Below are 13,009 nucleotides of genomic sequence, written 5' to 3'. Positions count from 1 at the left end.
CAAGTAAGGCCCGGCGCGTTCATCGCACCGGGCCCACTTCTCAGTTGTCAGTGGGGACCGGTTCGGCGTGGGCGCTGGCCAACGCGTCACCTGCCTAGGCCGCGTTGGTGCGTTCATCGGCGACCTCGGCGAAGGTCCGGCCAGTACTCTCCAACACCGCTCCCTGGCCCGTCATCGCCTGCCAGCGGCGGATCGCCACGTCGACGTAGCCGGGCGCGATCTCGATCCCGAAACCCCGCCGCTTTGTCCGCTCTGCCGCGAGGATGGTCGTGCCCGACCCCATGAAGGCATCGAGCACGATCTCGCCGGGCAGGCTAACGTCGCGGATCGCATCGGCAACGAGCGCGACCGGCTTGACCGTCGGATGATCCGCCAGGTCGGCCATCCGGGCCTTCCCGAAGGTGTTGACGCCGGCATAATCCCACACGTTGGTGCGGTAGCGACCGTGCTTGCCGAGCTCGACGTTGTTGGTGTGCGGCGCCTTGCCCTTTTTGGCGATGAAGATCAGCTCGTGCTTCGAGCGATAGAGCGAACCCATGCCCCCGTTGGTCTTGTTCCACACGCACAGGTTCAGCATCGAAAGGCCATTGGCCTCAATCGCCTGCGACAGTTCGACGATGTGCCGGTGATCCATGCACAGGTCGAGCACGGCCCCATCCTTCAAATGCGGCACCAGCTTACCGATGAAGTCGGCGAGGAAGGCGGTGAACTCGGTCTTCGACATCTCGCCCGAAGCCATGGCGAACTCGGCGTGGCTGACCTTGCCGAGGCCGCAGACATGCCCCGAGACAGGGACGTTGTACGGCGGATCAGTGAACACCATCGCCGCCAACTCGTCGCCGAGGAGCAGGGCCCAGCTCGCCGCTTCGAGGCTGGAGCCGCACAGCAGGCGGTGCCCGCTAAGGAGCCACAAGTCGCCTTCGCGAGAGATCGGGGCGGCTGGCTGCTCGGCCTGCTCGTCCGCCGGATCAGTCGAATTGCCCTGATCGCTGGCGCCATCCAGAATCAGATCGATCTCCGCCGTTTCCCAACCGAGGATCTCGATCGGCGCTTCGTCGCATTCAATGATCGCCGCCAGTTCGATCGCGAGCGCCTCGTCGTCCCACTTGGCCAGTTCGGCCAGCCGGTTGTCCGCTAAGCGATAGGCGCGCACCTGAGCGGGGCTCAAGTGATGAGCGACGATCACCGGGACTTCGCCGATACCAAGGCGCTTGGCCGCGGTGACCCGGGCTTCGCCAGCAATGATGGTGCCGTTCTCGTCGATCAGAACCGGAGCCACGAAACCGAACTCACGGATCGACGCGGTCAACTTGGTAAGCTGCTTTTCGGGATGCTTGCGCGGATTGTTCTCGTAGCTCGCCAAGGCGCTGACCGAGCGGTACTCGATCGGCCCGAGCCGCTGCTCGAGCGCGGTCAGCTGATTGGGGAGGGAGGTGGCTTCCCGAGCGGATTTGGATTTGCGCATGGTAATGTCTCGCATTGCTTGGCCAGCAAGGCGACGAGACAGAGGCGAGCAGCACCTAAGCAGACAACCACCATCCCGCCCGCAAATGCGTGGCTGGGTGAAGTTGCCCCTTCTGCTGCTGCTGTTCCGCGCGAACGCGGCGCTAATCTGCGTTAGAGACGAACCGAGTATCTGTCGTACTCCGGTCAACGTCAAGGGTGCCGCGAACAAATTTTCTAGCCATTACCAAGGTGTTAACCGTCTTTGCTCAACCAGTTCCCTGTTTTGCGGCCCAAATTCCCTGATATAAAGCTAGGCACATTTTAGAACCGAGGCCTGGAAATGAGGGGTCAAAGTCTCAAGGCGGAAGCACGCGGCGACATGGCCAGCTTCAACTAAATGAGAGCGTTCGTTCAACGCCTCTCTCCTCAACCAGTTCGTGACCAGTGCATCGCTGAACGCCTCGCTCTCGGCGATCTCGGGAAAGCTGGTAAACACAACATCGAACTTGCCGGCGCCGCCAGTTTCGAACGTCTGATTGATGAGTGCGTCCTGTGCAGTTCCACCGGCCGTGTCATCCGGCACGCAGGCTAAAGCTAACGGGTCCGTCTGCACTTCCTTGTTCGCTTATGATCCATCCCTGATGCTCCCGGCGCACTCCCTGTTCGCGCAAGATAATTCGCTGTTCGTGGTCTAGGGAAAGCGCTCGACGGAATGGCTGATTTCTGCGGGTGTCAGCAGTTCAGAATCTCGAAATGGGGCCTCGGACGACGTGTTTTCCCTGTAAATTCCCGTGTTTCAGGGAATGCAGAGTGGAGAGCAGTTCGCAGCAGACTGCATCCTCCGCCATGAACTCCCAGCATTTGTCTCCGTTTACAGGCCCCCCCGCGCAAGGCCGCGGAACAGGCCGCACAGCGCGCGCCAACCCGTCACGGCTCGGCTTGCTGGCTCCTATCTTGGCCAGCTTCAGGCCGGCTTCGCGGGCCAGTCTCCGCGCCGATGAGCATCGGTACGGTTTCCCTGCTTTTCAGGGAAGAACAGGGAAAGATATAAATCTTCGCCCGCAAATCAGGCCGATTTGGCCAATCTTGCCAATGGCCACCAGATTTATCCGCGCCATTACCATCACTTAAAGCGGCAAAATCCCGTTTCCCTGTTATTCGGCAGAACAGGCAACTTAATCGGCGTAACAGGAGGTGATCGCGCCGAACAGGGCGCTTGCTCGCCATAATAGGGTTACGTCGGATCGGGCCAGCCGAGCACTTCGTGCTGACGCGACCATTCGAGCGGCAGGTCCATCTGGACCAGTTGTTGGAGGTTGAGCGCAGGCGGCTGACGCCCCGCGAGGACGTTGGCGACCTGTCAAACGGACCGGTCGGGAACGTTTGTTTCTCGGGTGAGAAAGGTTGGCATTGCCATACCCCGATTATCTGCCTCGCCGGTACCGCATCGGGGTCGTTTTAACGAGGATATGGGCGCATACAGAGCCGCCACGCACGCTCGCTTACCGTATTTCTTCTGTAACTCCTCCGCGTGACCTTGCGTAAGGACTCTACTTAGCTTTGGAGCACACAGGTGCCTCACATGGAACTAGATGCAGGAGCTCGAGGAGCGCAGCTGGCGGGTGAAGCGCGCATAGCCGATTTTCGCGATGCCCTAGGGCCATTTGTGATCGCTGCCGAAACTACGCGCATGGCCATGATTTTCACTGACGCGCAAATTAATCGCCACCCTCTAGTTTTCGCAAACGACAGTTTTTTTTCGCTGACGGGATTCACCCGAGCGGAAATAATGGGAAAGGGCGTCGCATTTCTTCTCAAGGAAATCGTGGACGACCGTACCGGTTCGACAATTGAATCGGCCTTAGATGAGAAGACGAGTGGTACAATCGAGGCACGATGCAGACGTGCTGACGGGAGCGAGTATTTAGCGACCGTATTCTTCAGCCCCGTAAATGACCGTGAGGGTATCACCCGCCAGCATTTTATATGCTTTGTCGAGGTTAGCGGCCGCATAGATAGACTGATTCAACAACGTCTTGAATTTAATGAGCTTTATGCGAAAGCGCCGGGCATAATTGCGGCAACCGCTGGTAAGGACCACCGCTTTATCTTCGCAAACGAAACCTACGAGCGTCTGGTCGGGCGGAAAAACTTTATCGGACGTAGGGTCAAGGATGTTATGCCGGAGATTGAGGCTCAAGGATTCATCCAACTCCTCGACGATGTATTCGAGACAGGAGTACCCTTCGTTGGCGAGCGAATGCCGATCACATTCAGCGGCGAGAAAAATTCTAGAACAGAATATGTCAGCTTCGTGTATCAGCCCGTCAAAGATGAAGATGGTAGAGTAACAGGGCTATTTTTAGAAGGCTATAATGCAACTGCGGAGCATTTTGCTGCTGAGCAACTTGCTTTGTTGCATGACGAGATTGCACATGCATCTCGCGTAAATGCTATGGGTATGATGGCCGCTACCTTGGCTCATGAACTCAACCAGCCGCTTGCAGCGATATCTAGTTACGCCGCGGGCCTTGAGCGCCTGCTAGATCCCGCATCCGACCAGGCCGCGTCCCTTGCGTTGGCAATTGACGGGATAAAAGGCGCTGCCCAGCGCGCCGGCGAAGTCATCCGAAATGTGCGCGAGCTTACAAGGCGTGGTCGCACACCCTTGACTGTCTTTGACCTAAACCAAGCTATTTTGGAATGCATAAGGCTCGTAGAAGTAGGGCACTGCAATGTCACGATCGATGCACGCGGTTTGGATAACGTGCATGTGCTCGGGGATCGAGTTCAGATCCAACAGGTAGTCATTAACTTGGTGCAGAACGGTTGCTCGGCGGTCTCTGTTCAGTTCGACGGGAAGGTCGCCGTCGAGATCTTAGAAGCGGCGGGCAAGATCGTAGTCGCAGTTACAGACAATGGACCAGGCCTTTCTGCCGAGGCTGCCCAAAATATTTTCACCTGGACTGACTCTACAAAGCATGGTGGCAGCGGGTTGGGTCTAGCTATCTGTCGGACCATTGTGGAGCGACACGGCGGGCGAATCTGGTTAGAAAACAGCAATCGATCAGGCTCTCGGTTCTGCTTCTCTATGCCTATGACGTCAAGCCAGGAGGAGGCAGTTGATGCCTGATGAGAGCGCCACTCAGGGCAGGCTGGCAGGAGCTTACGCGCCTTTCTCGACGCGCGAGCATCCCGTTCGAAGCTCACGCAAACATGTGTATATTGTTGACGATGACAGCATGGTCCGCCGCTCTCTTTTCTTCGCGTTGTCCACGGCAGGGTTCGAAGCTCGCGCGTTTATCTGTGGGGCAGACCTTCTGGAAGAAGCTGATTCATTGGCGCCAGGGTGTGTGTTGCTCGACTTGAGGATGCCAGGCCGGGATGGGATGTCGGTCCTTGCTGAATTGGGTGCACGTACGCGTCGACTGCCCGTTGTGATCATTACGGGTCACGGTGAGGTAGATGTAGCAGTCGAAGCCATGAAGGCAGGAGCGGCCGATTTTCTTGAAAAGCCCTTTTCCGACGCGGCGCTTATCGAAACGCTAGAGGAGGTATTTGCGAGCCTTCCCGAGCGAGCGGATGCTGAGCGCAAGCGAGTTAATGCTGCGTCCCTCGTAGCGACCCTGAGTCCACGCGAACGTGATGTCATGGAGGGACTTATCGATGGACAGTCCAATAAGGTTATCGCTAACTCCCTTAGCTTAAGTGTTCGAACGGTTGAGATGCATCGGGCGAGGATGATGGAGCGGTTGGGTGCTAATTCGATCGCGGATGTCTTGCACCTCGCGATGCTGGCTGAAGTTGGTGCACCGCAGGCATGAGAATATTGGGAATATGATATTCTAGGAAACCGTACGGCCTTGTTCTCGAAACTGTTGCTGCGGTTCCGCGCTACAACACCTTTGTCACGCCAGCGTCTTGAGATACGTTGATCCAGGGTAGTTTAAGGCCCGTTGGGCGGCGTTTTAAGCCGGAAGCCCGTGCGCGATCGAGGCGGCAAATGGCTCCAAGTTCCCGTCATTCATTTGCTGCTGGACTGTCCATGTCGCCAATTCTTCTATTGAAATAGGCCGTAAAAAATTCAGGCCCATGGAGCCTGATATTGCCCAGCGAACGATCGCCTTGCGGACCTGCAACCCAGGCAAGCGAACAAGAACCTCTTCTCCATTTTTGACGGAGGCTCCGTCGACATTCAGACCGCGCTGTGAAATGTCTCTCACCGAGACGGAGAGTAGGCTTTTGCCGTTGTTTATCTCGGCTGCGCACCGGATTTTTAAACGTGGCGCCCTGCCCGGCCTACCTGCAACGGTCCTCAATCCAAGCGCCTTAAGGGTCGTCTCCAGGTCGATGGGTTCTATGAACCGCACCCCGGCTCGCCCGTCGCGACACCACACGATAGTTCCACAAACATTAGAAGCGGCAAATTGTACGCGCATCGTAAGGCCGACGCGGAAATTCGCGTAAATGTCTCCCATCATGCCGTTCGGCGAAAGATTACGTACTAGGCAAAAGCCGGAGAAGGACCCCACCTGAACGAGTACGGGACGAAGGACGGTTGCCGACCGAGCCTCGGCGCGGCGCTGGCCGATGGTGGTAAACGGAATATGCGACGTTACCATCCAAGTTTCGAACGATGCCAGATTTCGATTTCTCACAGGACGCTCCCGGCGATCTAGTACTCAGACTCGCCTACAACATTGCGAACTGTGATAAAGACCGCATGACAACTGCAGAGCTAATCAACAATATCTAAACCAATCCGAGCTTCGACGCGATTACGGATTAGTAACGGATACATAAATGCGAATCGCGTACTTTCAACGTATTGTTCTGCTCGGTAAGGCGTGAGAGACGGTCCCTGCACTCGCGATGGCGATTTTCGCCGTGGCGTCGAAATGTAATCAGCATCTCAGATCTCTGGTTTGGGGCGCGTTCAAGGATCCCTGGACGGTAACGATGGCATTGTTTGGTCTTCTCTATGCAAGTCAAAGCCTCGTTTGGGGAGCGGAAGCGGATGCGGCCGTCGAAAACATCGTTAGCGTCAGCCGCCGACGAAACGAGATCGCAAATGTTAGTGGATGTCTGCTTTTTGCAGGAGGGCGATTTGCGCAATCGCTTGAGGGTGATCAAGCCCTTGTGGAAGAGATTATGGCGAGCATTTCTCGCGATCCGCGGCATACAAATATATGTATTCTGAAGCAAGGCAGGCTGTCGAAGCGTCGATTTTCAGGTTGGGCTCTTGGCTATGCCGGGCCCTCCTTGTTTATTGGGCGTTCAATCAAGCAGCCAGTGTTGGAGGCCCTCCGTGGATCCGAGCGCGGTATTGCCGATTTACTATCGATCATGAAGTCCTTTCGGACCGAGGATCGACTGTCGATGAGTGAGGAATAACTGACGCGTCTTGAACCTTCTAATGAGGGTCGCCGGCGCCGCCTTTGCGCAACCCAAACCCATGGAACAAGAACAATGGACAACCTATCCAACGCACCAGCAAGGAAGTCCGTGGATCACAAACAGTGCGGCCCCTCCTCCCCTGGGTCGCTTTGGAGCGCTGATCTGTCCATTATCAACGGCATGAATACTCCCCGTCACAATGCTGCAGGCGAGGAAAGGTGGGCGATGGCTTCAGCCCGTTCTGTGGGCCAGATGACCACGTTGATGTCCGATGGCGATAGACTTCGTAGGCGGGAGACCCAACTGTCCAACATTTTCTCCCAGTCCTTGGTAGGGATAATGGAATGTGGACCTGACGGTAAAGTGAAGAAAGTTAACGACCGCTTTTGTGATATTTTGGGTCGAAGTGAAGAGGAACTTCAGAGCTTCGCAATGAACGAATTGGTTCATCCATGCGATTATGCTCAGACGCTGCCAATCATTCTGGAAAGTGTTGCGGACGGTGTGCATTTAAAAGCAGAAATCCGCTATATACGACCAGACGGGTCGCCACGATGGTGTGACGTAGATCTATCACGTGTATCAGACAGCTTCGGGATGCTGGAAGGAGTGATGATAATTGCCAAAGACATTGCGGATCGGAAAAACATCGATCTTGAGTTGAAGGAAGCCTCCATAATTCACCAAAATGTTCTCGAAGCGATTGTCCACTGCATCAAAGTAATAAATATTGAAGGCAGGATTGTGTCGATGAACAATCCTGGTCTCTGCGCTATGGAAATTGATGGCTTCGATGCTATCCGCAATGCCGTTTGGGTGGACCTTTGGCCAGTTGAGAGCCGACAGCTCGCTCAGGCTGCGATCATCGATGGCGCTGCCGGCAGGGTTGCTCGCTTCAGTGGATTCTGTCCGACTGCTAAAGGCCAACCGAAATGGTGGGACGTTGTTGTTTCGCCTATATTGAATGAAGAAGGTGAGGTCACGAAGCTCCTATCAATTTCTCGGGACATCACGGTACAGCGCAGCGCGGCTGCAGAGGTGAAGTGGGCCAGTGAACATGACCCCCTTACCGGATTGGCCAATCGCCGGGCATTTGAGGCACGACTACAAGCTTCTATCATCAGGGCGATGCAGGCAGGCGGCAAAGTCGGATTGTTGCTGCTAGATCTCGACCACTTCAAGCACGTGAATGATACACTTGGACATGCAGCGGGTGACCACCTCTTGTTTGAGTTTGGAAAGCGCCTCAGAGAATGCGTCCGGGGCGGAGACTTCGTCGCGCGTCTCGGCGGTGATGAATTCGCTGTAATTGTCGAGGAGGCTGATATCGAGCTTGATCTGCCCGCTGCTGGCCGGTCTATCTTGCAGCGCCTTGGGGAGCCCATCCCTTTCGCGGGTCGCGTCCTGAGTGCTGGGGCAAGCATCGGTGCCGCCCTTTTCCCTGATGATGCCAAGACCGCCAATGAGCTGTTTAACAACGCAGATATCGCGCTCTACGCCCTTAAGGAAAATGGGCGGGGTGGTACCAGGATGTTTCATCAACACATGCGGGAACAGGCGCAACTGGTGTCTTCCCAGTTAAGCCTTGCCCGCAACGCGGTTACAGCGACTTCTGTTGAGCCTCATTATCAACAAAAAATTGAGCTCAGCACCGGACGCATTGCGGGCTTTGAAGCATTGCTAAGATGGCGTCATGCCACGCGAGGAATTCAGGAACCTGCGACCGTCGCAGAAGCATTCAAAGACTTTGAATTAGCTTCCCGGATTGGAGACCTGGTGCAGCAACGTGTGTTTAGGGACATGCGTCTGTGGCTCGATAAGGATGTACCGTTCGGCTTCGTCGCCATCAACGCGGCGCCTGTCGAATTCTTGCGGGACGACTTCGCGGAGCGGCTTCTTGATCGCATGCAGGAGCATGGCATCCCCCCACATTTGGTAGAAATCGAGGTAACTGAGCATGCATTCAATGAGCGCAGCTCGGATTATGTCGGGCGGGCCTTGCAGAAGCTATCTCATCGAGGACTCAGAATTGCACTCGATGATTTTGGAACCGGCTCTTCATCCTTAGCCCATCTGCGCGACTATCCAGTAGATGTCGTGAAGATCGACAGGTCATTCATCGAGAAAGTAATCTTCGATCCTGAAGTTCGCGCCATTGTGTGCGCCATCATCAATCTCGCCAAGAGTCTTAAAATCGAAGTCGTTGCCGAGGGCGTCGAAACGCAGGATCAGAGACGGTATCTCCTCAAACAAGGCTGTGAAATGGGACAGGGCTATTTGTTTGGACGGGCGGTTCAGGCAGCTGACCTTCCCTCCTTATTGTCCTGCATCAATCCGAATAGATTCGCGGCATAGTCTAAGCATTTTGCCGGCTACTTGAAAAATTTGAGACGATCCTTTTGCACGCGCTGGATGTCCAGCAAATGGATATGCGTGTGCACTAAGCCGTTAACCAGGGCCCCAATCGGACTGAATGTGGGGAAGAGGATCAAGCTGGCCGCCGAATTCCCGCTGATCGGCTTTGAAGTTTAACGAACGTCCTTCGTTCGGCGCATTGTCCCCGACATAGGATCTTACTAGCGCTCTGGTGGCGAATGCCGATGCCGAGGTGAAGTTGGGCCACCGGGGACGCGGTGTCCTCGGTTTGACCGAAGTAGCGGTTTCCGAGATTCTTTGGGGGCCGTAGTCTCGTAAACCCAGATGCGCACGGCAACCGAGGCTCAGATTGCGTTGACGTCACGGGAATCTCAGTATCCTCGATATAGAAGTTAATACACCATTAAAAGATCTTTGCGCGTTCTTGCCATAGCAGTGCTGCGAAACGTCCTAATACATATGATCTAGTTCCTCGGCATCGAAAGAAATGCATTTGAGGACGAGACAATGGTTCAAGTATCGGAGACGCCGGGGGTCCCAGTATCGATTCTCGCAATAGGTGCCCACCCCGATGACATAGAACTCGGCTGCGGAGCCACTCTGGCCAAGCTGGCACGTTCCGGAGCCGCAATTCGAGTGGTCATTTTCTCCAAAGGTCGTCGCGGTGCTTTGAGCGACGCGGACCGCGCAAAGGAAACTCGCATCGCCTTGAGTACGCTCGGCGTGGACGATGTAGTGGTCTATGACTTTGAGGATACTCGGCTGTCCTGCCATCTCAACGAGATGATCGCGTTGCTCGACGAGCACGTGAAGGCTTTTAGACCTCATCGGGCTTACACGATGTTTCAGCATGATCGCCATCAGGATCACCGAGCGGTTTACGAAGCTTCTGCCATCGCCTGTCGCACGGTTCCCCAGTTCTTGGGGTATGAGACGCCCAGTTCTTATCCCCATTTTATGCCGACAGTATTCGAGCCAATCGATCAATATCTTGAGAGCAAGGTGAATGCACTAAAGTGCCATGCCAGCCAGGGCGATCGCCTCTACATGCAAGAGGAAAAAATCCGCAGTGCGGCGAATTTTCGCGGTGCGCAGGCCGACCTTGGGCCGAGCGAAGCCTTTATTCCCTATAGAATGATCCTTTGAGGACCAGCTGATGAAGACATTTCTATTCCTAATCGCGACAACTTTCGCGCTTACTTGGTTCCTTTTTCGGCTACGTCAGCGGCCCTCAAAGCAATTTGGCCTGATTGACGCGATCGTGCCGGCTTACAATGAGGAGCTGTGTATTGCTGATTCCGTTATTGGGCTGCTCAAGAACCCGTACATCGGCAGTGTCATTGTAGTGAACGACGGCTCTACTGACGGTACGGCCGCGCTCATCGACGAAATGGCTAGCTACAATCCGCGAGTGATCCCCGTTCATCAAGCAAATACCGGCAAAGGTGGCGCAATCATGGCAGGCGTCGCTTGCACCCGCGCTCCTTACGTATTTCTAACTGACGCAGATACTATACTGCCCGCCGAAGGCTATGGCTTGGGCTATATGCTCGCCGAAATGAAGCGGGGGGCAGACGCCGTCGGGGGAATTCCGGCATCAAATCTGAGCGGCGCTGGTTTGCTGCCGCACATCCGAGCGTCGGTTAAAGTGCCGATGATTGCTTTGAAGCGGACGTTTCAGCAGATTCTCGGGGGCGCGCCTTTTATTGTCTCCGGGTCTTGCGGTCTGTTTAGAACTGAAGTGCTTCGCGCGGTGCCGTTTTCCGACCGCACAAAAGTCGAGGATCTCGATCTTAGTTGGTCGCTGGTGGCGAAAGGCTACAAGGTTCGGCAGACCTGGCGATGCGTGGTCTATTCGCAGGAATGCAACTCCCTTAAAGCGGAGTGGCTGCGCTGGCGACGCTGGATTATCGGCTACGCCGTGTGCATGCGCCTCCACCGCAAGCTGCTGCTTTCGCGCTTCGGACTGTTCAGCATCATGCCGATGTTTCTGGTCGTGCTGCTCGGGCTGGCGTCATACTCCGCCAACCTCGCCCAATTGTTCAGCAAAGGCGAGCCGGAGCAAATTCCGGGCCAGTTGTTCCCCGTTCTCTGGGTTGGCGTGGTCATCGCGATTGGCACGATCAGCGCGATACACCAGAAGCGCTATCGCCTTATAGCCCTTGCGCCGGCCGCCTTGTTCTACGTCATGCTCGCCTACATTATCTGGCTGATCCACGGCCTTAAGGGTCTGCTGACCGGTAGCGAGCCTGTGCGCGACAAGCCGACGAGGTATTCCCATGTGGTGGGCTGAAGTCAGCAGCTTGAACGAACGGTTGGCCAGGGAGATCGGTAGCGAGAGCAGCCGCATTGATCCGACTGCGACCGTTGAGCACGGAGTGATCCTGGATGATAGTCAGGGTCCCATCGTGATAGGAGCCCGTACCAGAATCTGCGCCGGGGCAATCCTTCGCGGCCCGCTGATGATCGGCGACGGATGCCTAGTCGGTAACCTGTGCATGGTCCGAGGGCCGACGCTGATCGGTCACAACGTGCGCATCGGTTATGCGGTGGAGATCAAGCAGGCGGTAATCGCAGACCGTGTCATGATCGGGCCACAGTGCTTTGTCGCGGACTCGCGGGTCGACGAGGATGTCTATCTCGGAGCCCAGGTGCGGACCTCCAATCAAAGGCTCGATCGCCAGGCAATCACCGTCCGCGACGGCGAGCGAGTGGTTGTAACCGACAGCGACAAGTTGGGCTGCTGGATCGGTGCCCGTGCTGCACTCGGTATCCAAGTCATCGTTTTGCCCGGCAGAGTGATTGCCCAAGACACAGTGTTCGAACCGCGGGTGACCGTTACCCGCAACCTTCCCACCGGTCGCTATCGGGTCCGCCAAGCGATCGAACTCGTCCACTAAGCTGAAAGAGAAACGTGATGATGAAAGCTACCCTCGCGGCGGCCAGCATGCTGGCGCCTATTCTAATCGCGGCGACGACAAACGCGCAGGCGCAAAGCTCCGTGCGCACCAGCGTGGAGAGTAAAGACTTCTCACGCGACTTTGGTTCGGTACGGTCTGCCACAATCGAATACAAGGCGGTGCTCCCTGACACCGCCATCGTAGTGACCCCGACCTACGGTGAGCGCAGCGCACCCGGACAGAAAGACGTCGCAATCGGCGGTCGTGTTGCCGTTTACCACGACTGGTTGGACGGCATATCGACCCGCACCGTGGCCTTCGTCGCCGAAGACGCGCCGGTGTTCGCAAACCTCGACCTGGCCCAAGACCTCACAGTTAAGGTGCTTGATAACACCACGGTGACCGTGGGCGGGCGTTGGGCACGGCATTTCGGCGATCGGGAAGTCACTTTCCTGTCAGCGGGCGCGAGGCAGTATTTCAAGCGCGGCTCGGTTGCCTATCGCCTTAGCCGGGTAAATCCGGAAAGCGGCCAAGCGTTCTTCAGCCACCTCTTCAATCTTTCGGTCAACGACGCTCGAGGCAAAGGCAAGACACAACTGTGGCTGGGAGCGGGCGCCGCTTCGCTCGAACGCGCGCCGCTGGAAACCGACTTCACCGGTGATGACTTGTCGGTGCTGATCCAGCGCGTCCAGCCTGTGAGCAAAAACATCGCTTTGATCGGGGGTGCTGGCATCTCGTCCTATGACCGCCCAGCCACTCGGATTATCGCGACGACCGTTTCCCTCGGTGTCCAGCTAGGCCTCTAGTCCTGAAGTTTGCCGCCTTCTTCCCCTTGTCGGCGGCAGCACCGGCGGCCACTGCAAAGCAGAACCTTTTAAGGTCTGTTTTTT

General features: G+C 56.1%; 11 protein-coding genes. 8 read left to right on the top strand and 3 right to left on the bottom strand.

Annotation, left to right across the window (positions count from 1 at the left end; translation table 11 throughout):
• Positions 1-94: 94 nt before the first annotated feature.
• Both ACWPMZ_RS10615 and ACWPMZ_RS10610 read right to left on the bottom strand, forming a co-directional pair.
• Positions 95-1,465: a site-specific DNA-methyltransferase gene (locus ACWPMZ_RS10615; protein WP_455703974.1), complete on the bottom strand. Its 1,371-nt coding sequence runs from the start codon at positions 1,463-1,465 to the stop codon at positions 95-97.
• Positions 1,466-1,756: 291 nt separating this feature from the next.
• Complete coding sequence (locus ACWPMZ_RS10610) at positions 1,757-2,059, bottom strand: hypothetical protein (RefSeq protein ID WP_455703973.1); 303 nt, start codon at positions 2,057-2,059, stop codon at positions 1,757-1,759.
• 969 nt (positions 2,060-3,028) lie between these two features.
• On the opposite strand from ACWPMZ_RS10610, the gene ACWPMZ_RS10605 reads away from it, so the two are divergent.
• Positions 3,029-4,579: a PAS domain-containing sensor histidine kinase gene (locus ACWPMZ_RS10605; protein ID WP_455703972.1), complete on the top strand. Its 1,551-nt coding sequence runs from the start codon at positions 3,029-3,031 to the stop codon at positions 4,577-4,579.
• Positions 4,572-5,270: a response regulator transcription factor gene (locus tag ACWPMZ_RS10600; protein ID WP_455703971.1), complete on the top strand. Its 699-nt coding sequence runs from the start codon at positions 4,572-4,574 to the stop codon at positions 5,268-5,270. The genes ACWPMZ_RS10605 and ACWPMZ_RS10600 overlap by 8 nt, the downstream gene beginning before the upstream one ends.
• Before the next feature lie 144 nt (positions 5,271-5,414).
• On the opposite strand, the gene ACWPMZ_RS10595 is transcribed toward ACWPMZ_RS10600, so the two are convergent.
• Positions 5,415-6,068 carry a PilZ domain-containing protein gene (locus ACWPMZ_RS10595; RefSeq protein ID WP_455703970.1) on the bottom strand — a complete coding sequence of 218 codons (654 nt, stop codon included), beginning with the start codon at positions 6,066-6,068 and terminating at the stop codon, positions 5,415-5,417.
• A 250-nt stretch (positions 6,069-6,318) separates the two neighbouring features.
• Here ACWPMZ_RS10595 and ACWPMZ_RS10590 point away from each other — a divergent pair, with 250 nt between their 5' ends.
• From ACWPMZ_RS10590 to ACWPMZ_RS10565, 6 genes are all read left to right on the top strand, one after another.
• Positions 6,319-6,840 (top strand): BLUF domain-containing protein, encoded by a 522-nt coding sequence (locus ACWPMZ_RS10590; RefSeq protein ID WP_455703969.1) that lies wholly within the window; start codon positions 6,319-6,321, stop codon positions 6,838-6,840.
• Positions 6,841-7,068: 228 nt separating this feature from the next.
• Entirely contained in the window at positions 7,069-9,198 is a 2,130-nt protein-coding gene (locus tag ACWPMZ_RS10585) for a sensor domain-containing protein (protein WP_455703968.1), read from the top strand.
• 528 nt (positions 9,199-9,726) lie between these two features.
• Complete coding sequence (locus ACWPMZ_RS10580) at positions 9,727-10,365, top strand: PIG-L deacetylase family protein (RefSeq protein ID WP_455703967.1); 639 nt, start codon at positions 9,727-9,729, stop codon at positions 10,363-10,365.
• Between the two features lie 10 nt (positions 10,366-10,375).
• Entirely contained in the window at positions 10,376-11,512 is a 1,137-nt protein-coding gene (locus tag ACWPMZ_RS10575; RefSeq protein ID WP_455703966.1) for a glycosyltransferase, read from the top strand.
• 10 nt (positions 11,513-11,522) lie between these two features.
• Positions 11,523-12,119: a hypothetical protein gene (locus tag ACWPMZ_RS10570; protein WP_455703965.1), complete on the top strand. Its 597-nt coding sequence runs from the start codon at positions 11,523-11,525 to the stop codon at positions 12,117-12,119.
• Between the two features lie 17 nt (positions 12,120-12,136).
• Positions 12,137-12,925 (top strand): YaiO family outer membrane beta-barrel protein, encoded by a 789-nt coding sequence (locus ACWPMZ_RS10565; RefSeq protein WP_455703964.1) that lies wholly within the window; start codon positions 12,137-12,139, stop codon positions 12,923-12,925.
• Positions 12,926-13,009 lie beyond the last annotated feature (84 nt).

This window comes from Tsuneonella sp. HG222, assembly GCF_053819185.1.
This window is presented reverse-complemented; position numbering and strand designations above follow the sequence as displayed.

Excerpts from the sequence above, each read along its gene's own strand:
- ACWPMZ_RS10580 (WP_455703967.1), top strand. The coding sequence starts at position 9,727 with ATGGTTCAAGTATCGGAGACGCCGGGGGTCCCAGTATCGATTCTCGCA.
- ACWPMZ_RS10590 (WP_455703969.1), top strand. The coding sequence starts at position 6,319 with ATGGCGATTTTCGCCGTGGCGTCGAAATGTAATCAGCATCTCAGATCT.
- ACWPMZ_RS10605 (WP_455703972.1), top strand. The coding sequence starts at position 3,029 with ATGGAACTAGATGCAGGAGCTCGAGGAGCGCAGCTGGCGGGTGAAGCG.
- ACWPMZ_RS10565 (WP_455703964.1), top strand. The coding sequence starts at position 12,137 with ATGATGAAAGCTACCCTCGCGGCGGCCAGCATGCTGGCGCCTATTCTA.
- ACWPMZ_RS10585 (WP_455703968.1), top strand. The coding sequence starts at position 7,069 with ATGGCTTCAGCCCGTTCTGTGGGCCAGATGACCACGTTGATGTCCGAT.
- ACWPMZ_RS10615 (WP_455703974.1), bottom strand. The coding sequence starts at position 1,465 with ATGCGCAAATCCAAATCCGCTCGGGAAGCCACCTCCCTCCCCAATCAG.
- ACWPMZ_RS10575 (WP_455703966.1), top strand. The coding sequence starts at position 10,376 with ATGAAGACATTTCTATTCCTAATCGCGACAACTTTCGCGCTTACTTGG.
- ACWPMZ_RS10600 (WP_455703971.1), top strand. The coding sequence starts at position 4,572 with ATGCCTGATGAGAGCGCCACTCAGGGCAGGCTGGCAGGAGCTTACGCG.
- ACWPMZ_RS10595 (WP_455703970.1), bottom strand. The coding sequence starts at position 6,068 with ATGGTAACGTCGCATATTCCGTTTACCACCATCGGCCAGCGCCGCGCC.